Source organism: Vibrio tetraodonis (genome assembly GCF_003350295.1).
Lineage (GTDB): Bacteria > Pseudomonadota > Gammaproteobacteria > Enterobacterales > Vibrionaceae > Vibrio > Vibrio tetraodonis.
The window spans coordinates 163,459-178,629 of record NZ_QLYY01000015.1 but is presented as its reverse complement, the minus strand read 5'-3'; the positions used below and the strand labels follow the sequence as shown (position 1 = coordinate 178,629).

16 protein-coding genes are annotated in these 15,171 nt (G+C 41.6%); 9 read left to right on the top strand and 7 right to left on the bottom strand.

What is annotated here, in order from left to right; translation table 11 throughout:
• Positions 1–290, top strand: a 290-nt coding sequence (locus tag DPF90_RS12060; protein WP_162814014.1) for an integrase core domain-containing protein, incomplete at its 5' end; no start/stop codon positions are given.
• Between the two features lie 292 nt (positions 291–582).
• Positions 583–2,076 carry a winged helix-turn-helix domain-containing protein gene (locus DPF90_RS12055; RefSeq protein ID WP_114786587.1) on the top strand — a complete coding sequence of 498 codons (1,494 nt, stop codon included), beginning with the start codon at positions 583–585 and terminating at the stop codon, positions 2,074–2,076.
• 39 nt (positions 2,077–2,115) lie between these two features.
• Here the strand turns inward: DPF90_RS12055 and hemH are convergent, their stop codons facing one another.
• The 3 genes from hemH to htpG form a co-directional block, all read right to left on the bottom strand.
• Positions 2,116–3,075, bottom strand: coding sequence for a ferrochelatase (gene hemH / locus DPF90_RS12050; RefSeq protein ID WP_114786586.1), 960 nt, complete (start codon positions 3,073–3,075; stop codon positions 2,116–2,118).
• Between the two features lie 132 nt (positions 3,076–3,207).
• Positions 3,208–3,852, bottom strand: coding sequence for an adenylate kinase (gene adk / locus DPF90_RS12045; protein WP_114786585.1), 645 nt, complete (start codon positions 3,850–3,852; stop codon positions 3,208–3,210).
• A 307-nt stretch (positions 3,853–4,159) separates the two neighbouring features.
• A complete protein-coding gene (gene htpG / locus DPF90_RS12035) occupies positions 4,160–6,061 on the bottom strand; it encodes a molecular chaperone HtpG (RefSeq protein ID WP_114786583.1) in 1,902 nt (633 codons plus the stop codon).
• A gap of 248 nt (positions 6,062–6,309) precedes the next feature.
• On the opposite strand from htpG, the gene DPF90_RS12030 reads away from it, so the two are divergent.
• Both DPF90_RS12030 and DPF90_RS12025 read left to right on the top strand, forming a co-directional pair.
• On the top strand, positions 6,310–7,173 hold the full coding sequence (locus DPF90_RS12030) for a winged helix-turn-helix domain-containing protein (RefSeq protein WP_114786582.1): 864 nt from the start codon (positions 6,310–6,312) through the stop codon (positions 7,171–7,173).
• A 10-nt stretch (positions 7,174–7,183) separates the two neighbouring features.
• Positions 7,184–7,699, top strand: a complete 516-nt coding sequence (locus DPF90_RS12025; RefSeq protein WP_114786581.1) for a regulatory protein ToxS — start codon at positions 7,184–7,186, stop codon at positions 7,697–7,699.
• A 36-nt stretch (positions 7,700–7,735) separates the two neighbouring features.
• On the opposite strand, the gene DPF90_RS12020 is transcribed toward DPF90_RS12025, so the two are convergent.
• Genes DPF90_RS12020 through DPF90_RS12005 form a run of 4 tightly spaced genes read right to left on the bottom strand, consistent with a single transcriptional unit; the run spans position 7,736 to position 10,002 of the window.
• Positions 7,736–8,140, bottom strand: coding sequence for a CBS domain-containing protein (locus DPF90_RS12020; RefSeq protein ID WP_114786580.1), 405 nt, complete (start codon positions 8,138–8,140; stop codon positions 7,736–7,738).
• Entirely contained in the window at positions 8,137–8,487 is a 351-nt protein-coding gene (locus DPF90_RS12015; RefSeq protein ID WP_114786579.1) for a P-II family nitrogen regulator, read from the bottom strand. Before DPF90_RS12015 ends, DPF90_RS12020 begins: the two co-directional genes overlap by 4 nt.
• Positions 8,477–9,271 (bottom strand): DUF1538 domain-containing protein, encoded by a 795-nt coding sequence (locus tag DPF90_RS12010; RefSeq protein WP_114786578.1) that lies wholly within the window; start codon positions 9,269–9,271, stop codon positions 8,477–8,479. Before DPF90_RS12010 ends, DPF90_RS12015 begins: the two co-directional genes overlap by 11 nt.
• Positions 9,268–10,002 (bottom strand): DUF1538 domain-containing protein, encoded by a 735-nt coding sequence (locus DPF90_RS12005; RefSeq protein WP_114786577.1) that lies wholly within the window; start codon positions 10,000–10,002, stop codon positions 9,268–9,270. The genes DPF90_RS12010 and DPF90_RS12005 overlap by 4 nt, the downstream gene beginning before the upstream one ends.
• 233 nt (positions 10,003–10,235) lie before the next feature.
• Here DPF90_RS12005 and DPF90_RS12000 point away from each other — a divergent pair, with 233 nt between their 5' ends.
• The 5 genes from DPF90_RS12000 (at position 10,236) to DPF90_RS11975 (ending at position 14,926) form a co-directional block, all read left to right on the top strand.
• A complete protein-coding gene (locus DPF90_RS12000) occupies positions 10,236–11,150 on the top strand; it encodes a TIGR01777 family oxidoreductase (protein WP_114786576.1) in 915 nt (304 codons plus the stop codon).
• Between the two features lie 44 nt (positions 11,151–11,194).
• Positions 11,195–12,022, top strand: a complete 828-nt coding sequence (locus tag DPF90_RS11995; RefSeq protein WP_114786595.1) for an SDR family oxidoreductase — start codon at positions 11,195–11,197, stop codon at positions 12,020–12,022.
• A 310-nt stretch (positions 12,023–12,332) separates the two neighbouring features.
• Entirely contained in the window at positions 12,333–13,187 is an 855-nt protein-coding gene (locus tag DPF90_RS11985) for a co-chaperone YbbN (RefSeq protein WP_114786575.1), read from the top strand.
• A 351-nt stretch (positions 13,188–13,538) separates the two neighbouring features.
• Positions 13,539–14,459 carry an SPFH domain-containing protein gene (locus tag DPF90_RS11980; RefSeq protein ID WP_114786574.1) on the top strand — a complete coding sequence of 307 codons (921 nt, stop codon included), beginning with the start codon at positions 13,539–13,541 and terminating at the stop codon, positions 14,457–14,459.
• Positions 14,460–14,467: 8 nt separating this feature from the next.
• Complete coding sequence (locus DPF90_RS11975) at positions 14,468–14,926, top strand: NfeD family protein (protein WP_114786573.1); 459 nt, start codon at positions 14,468–14,470, stop codon at positions 14,924–14,926.
• Positions 14,927–15,171 lie beyond the last annotated feature (245 nt).

The window sequence follows — 15,171 nt, the reverse complement described above, 5'->3', positions numbered from 1 at the left end:
GCCAATATAGCAGCCTTAAATATCGTCAAAGGCTTTGGCGATATCGCATAACTCAGAGCATGAGTCGTAGAGGTAACTGTTGGGATAATGCCCCAATGGAAAGGCTATTTAGAAGTCTAAAAACCGAATGGATACCAACTACTGGGTACCTAACCCAAACTCAGGCAAAGAAGGATATCAGTTATTACTTGATGGATTACTACAATAGGCAACGGCCTCATCAAGCAAATGATGGGCTATCGCCAGTTACTGCCGAAAATCGGCTTAAGTTAGTGTCCGGAATTTGTTGAACACTACAGTAACGCATATATTAACGCTAAGTTCAGGTTTTAGCCAACAAGGGTGATGCCGTAAACTTGGCGGTATCACCATAAATAGGTGTGCTTATTAAATACTAAACTTATCCCATCATCGACTAAATCATACTCAACACTTAAATTAATTCATTGATTTATCGATTAATAATCAATCCCACCCAAATGAATTCTCATTTATGGGACAAATACAACATTTCTTACACTTATATTCGACAGCAAAATTAGGATACACTGATTATATAATGCTATTTCTCAATAGAGATGAATGAATTTACTCGAAAAAGCCAAAAACGAACATTGCAACCTTGCTATAGCCGATATTGTCTACAACCCTCATGACAAGTCTTTACGCTCTGGGCAAGAAGAGATTCCTCTAGAGCCCAGAAACATCGCCTTGTTGGAAGTGTTACTTTCTAACGTGGATGAACCCACATCGATTGATGAATTTATCGAGCTGGTGTGGGAAAATCAATACATCTCGAAAAATGTGGTAACAAACCGAATAAGCCTATTGCGTAATCTGTTTCGTCAGCATACTGAGCAAGCCGATTCAACCAAAATCATCGTGACCTACCCCAAGCGCGGTTACTATATACCACAAAGTTTTGTTCAGCTTATCGACAAAGACGAAACCAATACACCGAGCCCGACTCCCAATATATCCGTAAATTCCACCACTAAGAGCACCATCATGCGCTACATGGGATGGAGTCTTAGTGTTGTGTTTTCGGCATTGACTATATTATTTGCCATACATACTTGGTCTCACTTCAACCAAAGCAAACAAAATAATACCCTGCATGTCCCTCAAGTACGGCTATTGCTTGATACTGTGGTTTGTGAAGATGAGGAGCTCGAGGATGCCGCACTCAAAATTAAAGCGCTGATCCTCTATGCCTACAGTTCATCTCCGTATATTCACCTGTCTAATATGAGTTCACCGAGCTTTTATTTGCACAGCTTAAGCGAGCACTGTCATTTCCCTGGCTCAGATGCCGCCTATGACTCAGATTACAGTTTACGTTTTAATTTGTGGGAAGATGAAGGCGGAAAAGTCCATTTGGAAAGCCTTTTGCACCTAACAGCTTCAGGAAGAGTCGCATGGCGAAATATTTATCCTTTTGAACCACAACAACTAACCGAAACCGTGAATCAATTAAATGCGGATTTAAGTGATTACTTTAAGCTGCCACAAGATATACAAAGCTTTTCTCATCATGTATCTGGTTTTATCACGCCAATTGCCAATACCAACTTGAATAATTTACTCAGCCGTCCTCTTTCAGATATGGAAGTGCTGTTTTACACCCGAGAGTTACTTTTTACAGACCAATCACAAGCTGATTTTAAAAAATGGATCGCTAAAATTAAGGAACGCAAGCCAATTACCCCACCCGATTTGCATATGTTGCTAGCTCTTATCACCTATCGATCAGGAGATGTTGAACGAAGCCTTAGGATGCTTGAACGAGAATACGCGGCTGAAATTCCTGATAATGCGCTGATTTTTCTTCTCCAAGCCAATATCAATCGAGAAAAAGGCAACAAGCAGATGTATCTTGCTTATTATTTGAAGGCTATTTCAGCATTAACAACAACACTTCCAGCGGAACATGTCTTTGATCTCTATTCAAGCCAAAATAGAAAACAAGCTTGTTTAGAACTATGGCAAGAAGCATTGCACGATATTAAATATATTCAGCGCCCTAAATCCGTATTATGGCAAGGTATTGAGACCTTTTGTCGACCTTACCCATAAATAAAAGCCACCCAAAGGTGGCTTTTATTCAGCATTACTTTAGGACTCGTTAATTATCTCTATCATCATTTGGATATGAAGCTCATCATCATTCAAACATGGAATAAAATTAAACACGTCTCCTCCATGTTCAATGAAAAGCTCGCAGCATTGCTCTGAGATTTCTTCCAACGTTTCCAGACAATCTGAGGAAAAAGCCGGAGTGATAATATCCAGCTTCTTAATGCCTTTACTCGGGAGTTGCTCAAGCGTCTTGTCCGTATAAGGTTGCAGCCACTCTTCACGACCAAATCGAGACTGATAAGTCATCCCCACTTGCTCTTTTGTTAAACCTAATTCAAGTCTTAATAATTCAGTGGTTGCTTTACAATGATTAGGGTAAATGTCACCATTATCGGCATAACGCTTGGGAATGCCGTGATAAGAGCACAACAAGTAATCGCCTTGACCTTTTTCTTGCCAAGAACGTCTAACACTTTCAGCCAAGGCCTTAATATACGTGGGGTGATCATGATAATCCCGTATTAGTCGATAATTGGGCATAACAGGTATGGATTTAAAGGCCTTGGTTAACCCATCAGACACAGCAGCTGTCGTTGTACTAGAATACTGAGGGTAAAGAGGCAGCACAATAACATCTTCAACACCCGATGCCATCAACTTTTCAAGCCCAGTTTTAAGACTAGGGTTGCCATAAGTCATTCCAAGCTCTACTGGCATATCAATCTGCTGTTTAAGTTTATCGGCTTGCCTTGTGGCGTATACCAACAGAGGTGAACCTTCCTTCATCCATACCGTTTGATATAATTTGGCTACTTTTGGGGAACGTATTGGCAAAATAACGCCGTGCAATAGCGGACACCAAAGCCAACGCGTCATATCTACTACTCGTTTATCATGCAGAAACTGGCTTAAGAAGCGTTTTACTGCTGGGGCTGTCGGTGCATCAGGTGTTCCCAAGTTAACCAACAACACCCCATGTTTTTTTTTACTTTGCATAACACCTCATCGACACTATAAAACAGACCTTACGACGTAAACCTCTTTACCGATCAAAAGGTAAAGATAAAAAAAGCGACCTAAACGGTCGCCTTCACTATATCAAACTTTTTAATTACGATGTAAATAGAATTAAGCCAATGCTTTTTCTATATCCGCACTCACTTCTTCAACGCGTTTCGTGCCATCAAATTTTAGATATTGAGTGCTTCCTGCTTGAGCTTCTTTGCCATAATACTCAATGAGAGGCGCTGTTTGTTCATGGTACACACCAAGGCGCGCGCGAACCGTCTCTTCTTTATCGTCATCACGCACAACGAGATCTTCACCAGTGATATCATCCTTACCTTCAACCTTTGGCGGGTTGTAAGTAACATGGTAAGTACGGCCAGAGGCCAAATGAGCGCGTCGGCCTGCCATGCGTTCAACAATGACATCATCTGCTACATCGAACTCAATAACATAATCAACCACAACACCCATTTCTTTTAGGCCATCAGCCTGAGGGATAGTACGTGGGAAACCATCAAGCAAAAAACCTTTCTCGCAGTCATCTTGCGCAATACGTTCTTTGATCAGGCCAAGGATAATGTCATCAGAGACTAGCTGACCAGCATCGATAACAGCTTTGGCTTGCTTGCCAAGCTCAGTGCCAGCTTTGATCGCAGCACGTAACATATCACCTGTAGAAATCTGTGGAATACCATATTTCTCCATGATGAATTGAGCCTGAGTGCCTTTGCCTGCACCTGGAGCACCTAGAAGAATGATGCGCATGTTAAATCCTCTTAAGATTGTTGATTTATACCGAAGCTCACAATATTGATTTCACTACTATACGCAGTGTTATGCGACGATAAGTTTTGGTATAAGTGTTATTTATTGATAATAAAACAGGCGTGCACATTACACGCCTGTTCACTGAGTTTCAAGATTGCATTCTATCACACAATCGATCATTACAGATCAGTTCAAAAGCTAAGATTGCCCGCTTACTCACACTAACCTTAGCAACCTCTTTGTATCAGCAACGAAACTCAATCGTTAAAAAGCCCGCATATTACGAGCTTTTTAATCAATATTATTAGTTTGCCAGCAGCGAATTAATCGCACCAACAAATTGTGATGGATCTTCCATCGAACCTCGTTCAGCTAGCATAGCTTGACCAAGTAACACTTCAACCCAGCGGCCAAATGCTTCTTCATCCGCTTCATCAGCCATACGTTTAACGAGATCGTGCTCTGGGTTAATTTCAAAAATGTATTTCACTTCAGGGGCTGCTTGTCCTGCCGCGGCAAGTAACTTAGCCATTTGTGTACCCATTTCAAAATCATCCGTCACAACAACAGCGGGAGTTGAAGCAAGTTTGAAAGTCGTACGAACTTCTTTTACGCGATCGCCTAAATACTCTTTGGTGCGATCGACAACAGATTTAAACTCTTCTTCCGTTTCTTTCTGTTTTTCTTTCTCAGCTTCATCTTCAAACTGGCTAAGATCAAGGCCTGCTTTGGTGATAGACTGGAATTGCTTACTATCAAACTCTGTTAGATAGTTCATGAGCCATTCGTCGATACGATCAAACATCAAAATGACTTCAATACCTTTTGCTTTGAACTGCTCTAAATGAGGGCTGTTTTTCGCAGCCGCATAGCTGTCTGCCGTTAAGTAATAGATCTTATCTTGACCTTCTTTCATACGCTCAACATAAGATGCCAAACCAACGCTTTGTTCCTCGGAGTCATGGTCTGTTGAAGCAAAACGCAGCAAGGCCGCCACTTTCTCTTTGTTGGCCATATCCTCTGCTGGGCCTTCTTTTAGAACAAGGCCAAACTCTTTCCAAAATGACTGATACTTCTCTTCATCATTTTTTGCCATGCGCTCAAGCATAGTCAAAACACGCTTGGTGCACGCATTGCGTAGTGACTGAGTCACTTTGTTATCCTGAAGAATTTCACGTGACACGTTTAGCGGCAGATCATTAGAATCTATTAAGCCACGAACAAAACGTAAGTATGACGGCATAAATTGTTCTGCGTCATCCATGATGAAAACACGTTGAACGTAAAGCTTAAGACCAGATTTATGATCGCGGTTCATCATATCCCAAGGTGCTTTAGCTGGAATATACAACAAGCTAGTGTAGTCGTTCTTACCTTCTACACGGTTATGACTCCAAAGCAAAGGATCGGCGAAGTCATGTGAAACATGCTTGTAGAATTCTTGGTACTCTTCTTCTGAGATATCTGATTTGTTACGAGTCCAAAGCGCTTGAGCCTTATTAATTTGCTCCCACTTTTTCTCCCCCGTTTCTTTTCCTTCTTCATCACGTTCCGCAGTCTGAATAGACACTGGAATGCCGATGTGGTCAGAATACTTGCTGATCACCTCACGAAGGCGCCACTCATTTAAGAATTCTTTGCCTTCTTCACGCATATGAAGAACGATGTCGGTACCACGAGATTCCTTCGAAATGGTTTCTATCGTGTATTCACCTTCACCAGCTGAATGCCACTGAACTGCTTCATCCGATGCAAGACCTGCGGCGCGAGTACGAACAGTTACTGCATCCGCAACAATAAATGCGGAATAAAAACCAACACCAAACTGGCCAATCAGTTGTGAGTCTTTAGATTGGTCTTCTGACAACTTCGAGAAAAACTCTGCTGTACCTGATTTCGCAATAGTACCTAGGTGTTCGATAACGTCATCGCGGCTCATGCCTATACCATTGTCAGAAATAGTCAGTGTATTGGAGTTTTCATCAAAAGAGAGTTTGACACCAAGATCTGCATCTCCTTGATATAAATCAGGATTAGACAAAGCTTGGAAACGTAGTTTATCCGAAGCATCCGAAGCATTAGAGATAAGCTCACGTAAAAAAATCTCTTTATTCGAATAAAGAGAATGAATCATCAAGTGAAGTAGCTGTTTTACTTCAGACTGAAAGCCACGAGTTTCTTTATTTTGTGTTGCCGTTTCGCTCATGTTCGCTCCATAACATCTATAATTATCAGGCCTTACATTTATAAATGAGGCCGACGCTGACATAATCTGCAAACTAACATGAGGGTGCCAAATGTAAATTCAAGGTCAAAATTCATAAAAACATTGTTTTTTTGATTTTATTTTGTCTATCCTTGCACCTCAAAAAATCAAAAACAATATTTACCGTCTCTCGAAACACGTTTTTTGGCGCATCTGATAAAACATAACTAACAAGATGGTTATACCGAATGAGTAACATAGGCACTAAGTTCAATCTTTCAAATAGATTTACTTTTGACCCCAATACAAACTCTCTGGTGGACAACTCAAACGATAATAACGAAGTTATACGTTTGGGAAGCAATGAAAGCAGAATTTTGCTTTTGCTATCAGAAAAGCCCAATGAAATTGTATCTCGAAACGAACTGCATGATTTTGTTTGGAGAGAACAAGGTTTTGAAGTTGATGACTCGAGCTTAACTCAAGCTATTTCAACACTTAGAAAACAGCTTCAAGACTCAACAAAATCACCACAATTTATCAAAACAGTACCAAAACGTGGTTACCAATTGATTTGTAGTGTTGAACGCACAACGCCTTTGATGAGTGGCACTCCGTCTTTAGAAGAGGAAGCATCAGAAGCCACCCAACTAGATAGTGAAACCACTACCAATATAGGCATAGACGACACAAAATACTCACCCATAGCTGAAACAAAGCCTCAAGCAGACCAAATAGCATCACCCTCGGTGGAATCACCACGATGGGGAATACGAGTCATGTTATTACTCGCCTTACTTATCCCTTTGAGTGTTATTTTATTTACTAACCCTGCTGAATCTACCTTTCGTCAAATTGCGATGTATGACGGTACGCCGGTGAAAACACCGATTAACCATCCAGATTTAACTCCTTGGTATCCATCAATCGAGCAGTGTGTGAAGCGATATAACACTGTCCATGCTTCTGTAGCACCAGTAGAAGTCATTGCTACTGGCGGTCAAAATAACCAGCTAGTACTCAACTACATACACTCGGTTGCTAGTTCAGGTGAAAACATCACTGTTCGTATATTTGCCGACCAAAAAGATCTCAACAAAGTTTGCCAATAGGAAAAGTAAAATGAACCATAAAATTGCAGCCAGTTTACTTGTTTTGTCAGCTTTGTTTAGTAGTTGGCTTTATTGGGGAAGTGATCTAAAAGTTGAGCAAGTGCTGATATCTAAAGAGTGGCAGTCCAGAATGGTAACACTTATAACGGACAGTTTAAGAGAAGAGTCGGTAGGATCTCTTCGCCGTGTCACCGTAGATTCAAATGTGAAATATTTGCCAAATGGTCAGTACAACCGCTTTGCTACCGTAAAACTATATGGCAATGATACAAAAAATGAGAGTGTTATTAACATTTCTGAAGAAGGTGAATGGGATATCAGTGATAACTACCTTCTAGTATCACCGGTCACATTTAAAGATGTATCATCAGCTCAAAGTAAAGATTTCACCGAAGAGCAGCTTAAACTCATTACTCAAATCTTTAAAATGGATGCTCAGCAAAGCCGACGAATAGATATCGTTAATGAAAATACATTGTTACTTACCAGTCTGAACCACGGTTCTACCGTTCTGTTTTCTAACTAACTCACAGTTTCAATTTTCTGCTTGAGGGATGAATATCTATTCATCCCTCGCCATGCCAATGAGAACAATATTGTTGTAGCTGACCATACCAAGGATTTGACCGTTTTCGATCACGGGTGCACGGCTGATACCAAAACGTTCAAATAACCTAGCGCAATATTTTACCTGCATATCAGGGCCTACTGCCAACGCAGGTTTGGTCATAATTTCATATATGTTTACCCGATCAGGCGAGCGATTCATTGCCAGTACTTTTTTGGCGATATCATTCATCAGTACCAGGCCATATTCATCGTCATCATTACGCTTATTAACCACTAAAGCTTTAACTTGATGCTTTCTCGCCAGCAGAATCCCTTCCCTAACCGTCGTTAGACCATCTATCATAACGTAGTTATCGGCCATAACATCACGGACACATACTTTTTGATCACCACTCATAACTCGTTCCCTACCACTTCCGACAACTTTGCGACTTGGTGAGCTACACCAACCGCATCTTCAACATCAATTTGCACAGCAATTCCCTGACCAGACTCTTGATCAAACTCACCCACCTCGCTGATTTTTTCCAGAATATGTCTCGAAAGATGCTCTTCAACAACAAACAGAAGTACATCTTTTTGTACTTCTAGGGTAAGGCCGAAAAAGGTGGACTTCTTATTTAGCCCTTCCCCTCTTGCGTGATTTATAACAGTCGCTCCTGTCGCTCCTGCCTCTCTCGCTGCATCAAGCACAGAATCGGTTCTGCTATCTTCAACAAATGCGAGTATCAATTTAAAGCGCATTATCTTTATCCTCCTGTGATGAGCTTTTGCCAAGCCAATGAGTTATTTGTGCATACCCCATAACAGAGATGATGGGAAACAAGCTCGCAAATGCGATAAGCCCGAAACCATCAATCATTGGGTTTCGTCCAGGTACTGTAGAGGCTAAGCCCAACCCCAAAGCCGCCACCAAAGGTACGGTTACGGTAGAAGTTGTTACACCTCCAGAGTCGTATGCGAGCGGTACTATAAGTTTCGGGGCATAAAATGTCTGAGCGACCACAACAATGTAACCTGTAATGATGTAGTAATGGATAGGATCCCCTACAACAATTCTGTAACTACCCAATGAAATACCAAAAGCAACCCCAAGTGCGACTGCGACACGAAGTCCATTGACACTGATTGCCCCAGCAGACACTTGGTTAGCCTTTATCGCCACCGCAATTAAAGAGGGTTCAGCAATTGTGGTGCTAAAACCAATACAAAATGCAAACAAATACACCCAATAATAATCCTGCCAGCCTATAGTTCCCTCTGAAGCCGTACCAAACTCTTGTAAAAAGGAAGGTTGGGTCAACTGCATCGCCATAGTTTCACCAAGAGGAAACAATGCAAGTTCAAGTCCGACTAGAAACAGAGAAAGGCCAAGAATGACATACCCAAAACCAACGATAACCTTAGGCCAATTCGTCACGGGATGGCGCAAAACCGCAAACTGAAAGCCAAAAATAATTGATGCTATCGGCAATACATCTGTGATTGTATTGCTAAACGTCCCTATAAATTCAGACCAAGCAATCACGCGACCACCATTCCGTAAACCATAACAAACATCATGGGCAACAAAGAAGCAAAAGCAATTAGACCAAATCCATCCAACATGGGGTTACGCCCCTTAATTGCTGATGCTAGCCCGACTCCTAATGCGGTAACGAGAGGCACTGTAATCGTCGATGTCGTAACCCCTCCAGAGTCGTAGGCAACCCCAATAATGCTTTCGGGTGCAAACATCGTCAATACCACAACACCTATGTAGCCTCCGATAATCATGCACTGAATCGACCAGCCTCGAAGGATACGCAATACGCCGAGCATAATGGCTACCCCTACTGATAGAGCAACGGTATACCTCAGACCATTTGCGTAGCTATCCATTGACGCCTCGTTAGCCGCGATCATCCCCCCTTCTGCCGCAACTTGAGCTGCCTCTGCGGAAACCGCAGTGAGAGCTGGCTCCGCCACTGTCGTTCCAAAACCTAAACAAAACGCAAATAGCATTAGCCAAGCAACGCTTCCTTTCCGAGCAAAAGCCTGGGCCATCGACTCTCCGATTGGAAAAAGCCCCATTTCTAGTCCGAAGATAAAAAAGGTTAGGCCCATAACGACCAAAACGAGACCAAACAATATTGATAACATGTTGGGTAAAGGCTCTTGTAATACAATAAGTTGAAAAAAAGCAATGACAGCCACTATTGGCAACAAATCTCTCAAACTTCCTAAAAATGCTTTTAGAAGTGCGGCCACAGCCTGCATATCAACCTCATGTCCAATTATTTGCCATTAGTTATGGCGAGAAAACGCTGATGTAAGTTTGACCCAAATAGAGCAATAGACAACCAAAAATAGAAAATATGCATTTTTGCTGTCTCTTGCTTTAATTTTCCGTTTATGATGATCCCAAATATAGCTAACTCGCTATAATTACTAGAATTGCTGTTTTAATCTATTCATTAAAACAGTATCTAGGAGGCGGATAGGAGATCTGGATGAAAGTACTGCTAACGGGTGGCACAGGCTTTATTGGTAGAGAGTTGTTAAAACATTTTACCACCTATGAGGTTGTGCTTCTTACACGTTCACCCAGTGACGCAAAAATCAAAGTTAGCCATGCTGATATGGGCAATATCACCTACATCTCCAAGCTCGATTGTTTAAATGATCTCAACGACTTTGACGCCGTGGTCAATCTAGCTGGCGAGCCTATTGCCGATAAACGTTGGAGTGAAAAACAGAAAAGCACAATATGCAACAGTCGTTGGCACATCACCGAAAAAATTGTTGACCTTATTCATGCAAGTACATCACCGCCTAGTGTTTTTATTAGCGGTTCAGCAGTAGGCTACTATGGAGATCAACAAGAACATCCATTCGACGAGGGCTTACACGTTCATAACCAAAGTTTTCCTCATCTTGTGTGTACTAAATGGGAAGAAATTGCTAATCGTGCTCGGTCTGAATCTACACGCGTTTGTATTTTACGCACCGGTGTTGTTCTTGGGCTTGGTGGCGGAGCATTAGGCAAAATGATTTTACCCTATAAACTTGGCTTGGGTGGTCCTATTGGCAAAGGTAACCAGTTTATTCCCTGGATACACCTCCTTGATATGGTCCGTGGCATCATCTATTTAATAGAAACAGAGCACGCTCATGGCGAGTTTAATCTGTGCGCGCCTCACCCGGTTACTAACAAACAATTCAGCCAAACTTTGGCAAAATCACTCAAAAGACCGCATCTATTGTTCACACCGAAATGGGTATTAAACATAGTCATGGGAGAGAGTGCCGTACTCTTATTCGACAGTCTAAGAGCCAAGCCTAAAAAGCTCACCGAACTGGGCTTTCGCTTTAGCTATTCTCGTATTGAACCAGCCATGAAAAACTTGTTACAACACCAAGATTAATATTGTATGCTATTGGTTTAAAAAACCAACAATACAAATACTTAATGGCTAAATCTATTCTCATTACCGGATGTTCCACTGGCATTGGATACACCTGCGCTCACGCGCTGCAAAAAGCAGGTTACCAAGTCATCGCATCATGCCGAAATGCCGATGACGTTAAACAGCTACAAAGTGAGGGACTCACTTGCATTCAGTTAGATCTAAATAGCAGCGACAGCATTGAAAGTGCTGTGAAAAAAGCGTTGGAACTAACTGGGGGAACACTTGATGCTCTGTTTAATAATGGGGCTTACGGGCAAGCAGGTGCCTTGGAAGACCTTCCCACACAAGCTTTAAGAGAGCAGTTTGAAACCAACTTCTTTGGCTGGCATCACCTAGTTAAACAAGTACTGCCAATTATGCGCATGCAGGGCTATGGTCGCATCGTTCAAAACAGCTCAGTACTTGGCTTTGCAGCTATGTCCTATCGTGGGGCTTACAATGCATCTAAATTTGCCATAGAAGGCTGGACCGATACGCTGCGCTTAGAACTCGCGAATACAAACATTAAAATCAGTTTAATAGAACCTGGACCCATTGAAACTCAGTTTAGAAAAAATGCCCATAAAGCCTTGATGAAATGGATCGATTTTGACCAAAGTGTTCATCATGAAGAATATGAAAAGCGCTTGAAAGCACTGGAGAACCAGACATCAACGAATGCATTTGTACTGCCACCAGAATCCTGCGTTGCGCCACTACTTCATGCATTAGAGGCCAAAAAACCCAGAATTCGCTATCGTATTACAACACCAACTAAGATATTTGCAGTATTAAAGCGCTTACTATCAAGTCGTACGTTAGATTGGGTGTTAAGGCGCGCCTCTTAAAAACAGGATGTCATCATACCGTAATAATAAAACGATATTGTGGCAGATGAAGCGACAAACTTCATTACTTTCAAGAGCGTTACATTCGGATAAAAACATGACATTAAACCAATTAAACTGGCTAAGTGTGGGTGTTGCGCTAACTTTGTTTATCGTCTTATAAACACCTCCGCTTGTATTTGACAACAGCAATACCGCCAGTATGGCGGCGATATTGCTGTGTTCACTTGTCTGAGAAAACTCACGGCTTGATATTTACCCTATACGCCCATATGTCTGGAGTATACTAATCGTCTCAAGGAATCTTCTAATGCAGTCTCCCTTTATAGTCGAACTCAATGAGCAAAACTTTCGTCAGGTACTTGAAGGCTCAATGCAAACCCCTGTCCTTATCCATTTTTGGGCACCAATGAGTCAGGAAAGTACGCAGGTTATCCCACAACTACAGGAACTCGCTCAGCAATACAATGGAGCCTTTACTTTAGCGCTTTTAAACTGCGAACAAGAACAGATGATCGCCAGTCAGTTTGGAGTGCAAGCACTGCCTACCGTCGCTTTATTTGTAAATGGTCAGCCCGTCGATGGGCTAGGTGGGCCACAAGAGTTACAAGCTATTCAGAGTATGTTGGCCAATCATTTGCCCAGCCAAGATGAACTCGATATAAAACAAGCATTGGAGTTGATTCAAACAAATCAACATGGGCAAGCTCTCTCATTACTTCAAGTGTTACCAGATGATTTAAAACAAAAAGGCGATGTAAAGTTAGCAATAGCAGAATGTCTGTTAGAAACACAAGACTTTGAGCAAGCGAAAGTCTTGCTAGGTAACATTCCTTTAGAATATCAAGATAACTACTACAAAGGATTAGTGGCTAAGCTTGAACTGCATGAGCAATCGGCAAACAGTCCTGAAATTCAATCGCTTGAGAAACAGTTTCAAGCTGAATCAAGTAACGTAAAGCTCGCCGCCGAGCTGGCGTTAAGCTACCACCAAGTTAATCGTGACCAAGAAGCGCTAGAGATTTTATGGCAGTTCCTAAGTCGTGATTTAAACGCTCTTGATGGAGAGATAAAAAAGCATTTTATGGATATTCTCGCTGCATTGGGTCAAACCAACCCGTTAGCATCCCAGTATAGACGCAAGCTGTATTCACTACTTTACTAAATGTTACATAAGAAAAAGCTGTTAGGTCTCAGCTTTTTCTTCACTAAATGCCTCTTTCGTCACTTTTGCAGTGTAAAAACATCATCTGTTCGCAAGTAATAGATAAATAAGAAAAACACTGAAATAAATTGATAAGTTATTCTTATTTATAAGTTTAATATCTTAAAGGTTACTTCGCCAATACGTCACTGCCACCATATCTATTCCACATCTTTACTCTTTTATTTGGCTATCCTAGTTTTGTCTCAGTACTGACAGAGTATGAAATATGTAATTATCTTGCATTTATATCATTGTATTCAACACCGATCTAAGCAACAATCAGCATAAAGAATAAAATGGGGGTTATCCATGACAATTGATTCTCTTATTACCATCGGCGTTCTACTCGTAGTTGTGATTGCATTCATAGTTGCTGGTGTAAAAACTGTCCCTCAAGGAAACCATTGGACCGTTGAGCGGTTTGGCCGCTATACACATACTCTCAAACCAGGCTTAAACATCATTATTCCTTTTATTGATGGCATCGGACAGAGGGTAAATATGATGGAGCGTGTTCTCGATATTCCCGCTCAAGAAGTTATTTCAAAGGACAACGCTAACGTAACGATCGATGCTGTTTGCTTTGTACAAGTGGTCGATGCCGCTCAAGCAGCATACGAAGTAAATGATCTAGAGCATGCCATTCGTAACCTAACTCTCACCAATATCAGGACAGTCCTGGGCTCAATGGAATTAGACGAGATGCTAAGCCAGAGAGATATGATCAACAGCAAGTTACTTGCCATTGTTGATGAGGCAACTAACCCTTGGGGAGTAAAAGTCACTCGTATTGAAATCAAAGATGTTCAACCACCAGCCGATCTGACTGCTGCCATGAATGCCCAAATGAAAGCTGAAAGAAATAAACGTGCTGAGATATTAGAAGCCGAAGGTGTACGCCAAGCAGAAATTCTCAGAGCTGAAGGTCATAAACAATCAGAAATACTTAAAGCCGAAGGTGAAAAGCAAGCTGCAATATTGCAAGCAGAAGCGCGTGAGCGTGCAGCTGAAGCAGAAGCACGCGCTACCACCATGGTATCAGAAGCTATAGCGAAAGGTGATATGCAGGCAGTCAATTACTTTATCGCTCAAGGCTATACAGATGCGCTGCGCAGTATTGGTCAGGCCGAAAATGGCAAAATCATTATGTTGCCACTTGAAGCATCTGGACTTATGGGCTCGGTTGCAGGTATTGCAGAAATGTTCAAACAACCTGAACAAAATAAATAGAGGTTCACTTGCTCGAATTACTTGATTCAATTAATCATTGGCATTGGCTAGCCTTTGGGCTAGCTTTGCTAGCCATGGAGCTTTTTGGTACGGCTGGATATTTCCTGTGGCTAGGGATTTCAGCCCTACTCATAGGTGGACTCTTATCATTATTGCCGATGAGTTGGCAATTTCAGTGGATAGCCTTTGCCGTATTTTCATTAGCCACATCTTGGCTTTGGTGGAGAAAGCAATTTAACCAAGATGTGTGCGATGATGAACACAGAGAGCTGAATCAAAAGCAGAAACAAATGATAGGGCAAACAGTGGTTCTTGAAGAGGATATCGCTCCAGGACGACACAGAATCAAAATTGGTGACAGCACCTGGTCTGCACAAACTGATCATCCTATAGCGGCAGGCACTTTAGTCGAAGTGACCCAAGTAAATGGGATTGTTTTGACGATTGAAGAGAAAAAGCTCAACTAAATCGGCTAAACCATTACTTGTCACAATAATTTCATTTTAGAACCAAAAAACAACCACAGAGAAGGCATTACAATGCCTGCTCTGCGGCTGAACCTCAGCGTAAATTGATAATTTTCTATCTAAAATCACCCTTTAGCTTGATATTAATCCTTTCACTTTCATACTTATCACTACATAACCCATGTAACACTCATTATCTAAGCTCTATATTTACATGGTTATCAAAATCAGCCGTTACGTTAAAA

Bases quoted from the DNA above. Each gene is read 5' to 3' on its own strand.
- DPF90_RS12025 (WP_114786581.1), top strand. From the start codon at position 7,184: ATGAACCATAAAATTGCAGCCAGTTTACTTGTTTTGTCAGCTTTGTTT.
- DPF90_RS12005 (WP_114786577.1), bottom strand. From the start codon at position 10,002: ATGCAGGCTGTGGCCGCACTTCTAAAAGCATTTTTAGGAAGTTTGAGA.
- DPF90_RS11985 (WP_114786575.1), top strand. From the start codon at position 12,333: ATGCAGTCTCCCTTTATAGTCGAACTCAATGAGCAAAACTTTCGTCAG.
- DPF90_RS12055 (WP_114786587.1), top strand. From the start codon at position 583: ATGAATTTACTCGAAAAAGCCAAAAACGAACATTGCAACCTTGCTATA.
- DPF90_RS11980 (WP_114786574.1), top strand. From the start codon at position 13,539: ATGACAATTGATTCTCTTATTACCATCGGCGTTCTACTCGTAGTTGTG.
- DPF90_RS12030 (WP_114786582.1), top strand. From the start codon at position 6,310: ATGAGTAACATAGGCACTAAGTTCAATCTTTCAAATAGATTTACTTTT.
- DPF90_RS12020 (WP_114786580.1), bottom strand. From the start codon at position 8,140: ATGAGTGGTGATCAAAAAGTATGTGTCCGTGATGTTATGGCCGATAAC.
- DPF90_RS12000 (WP_114786576.1), top strand. From the start codon at position 10,236: ATGAAAGTACTGCTAACGGGTGGCACAGGCTTTATTGGTAGAGAGTTG.
- hemH (WP_114786586.1), bottom strand. From the start codon at position 3,075: ATGCAAAGTAAAAAAAAACATGGGGTGTTGTTGGTTAACTTGGGAACA.
- adk (WP_114786585.1), bottom strand. From the start codon at position 3,852: ATGCGCATCATTCTTCTAGGTGCTCCAGGTGCAGGCAAAGGCACTCAG.
- DPF90_RS12015 (WP_114786579.1), bottom strand. From the start codon at position 8,487: ATGCGCTTTAAATTGATACTCGCATTTGTTGAAGATAGCAGAACCGAT.
- htpG (WP_114786583.1), bottom strand. From the start codon at position 6,061: ATGAGCGAAACGGCAACACAAAATAAAGAAACTCGTGGCTTTCAGTCT.
- DPF90_RS11995 (WP_114786595.1), top strand. From the start codon at position 11,195: ATGGCTAAATCTATTCTCATTACCGGATGTTCCACTGGCATTGGATAC.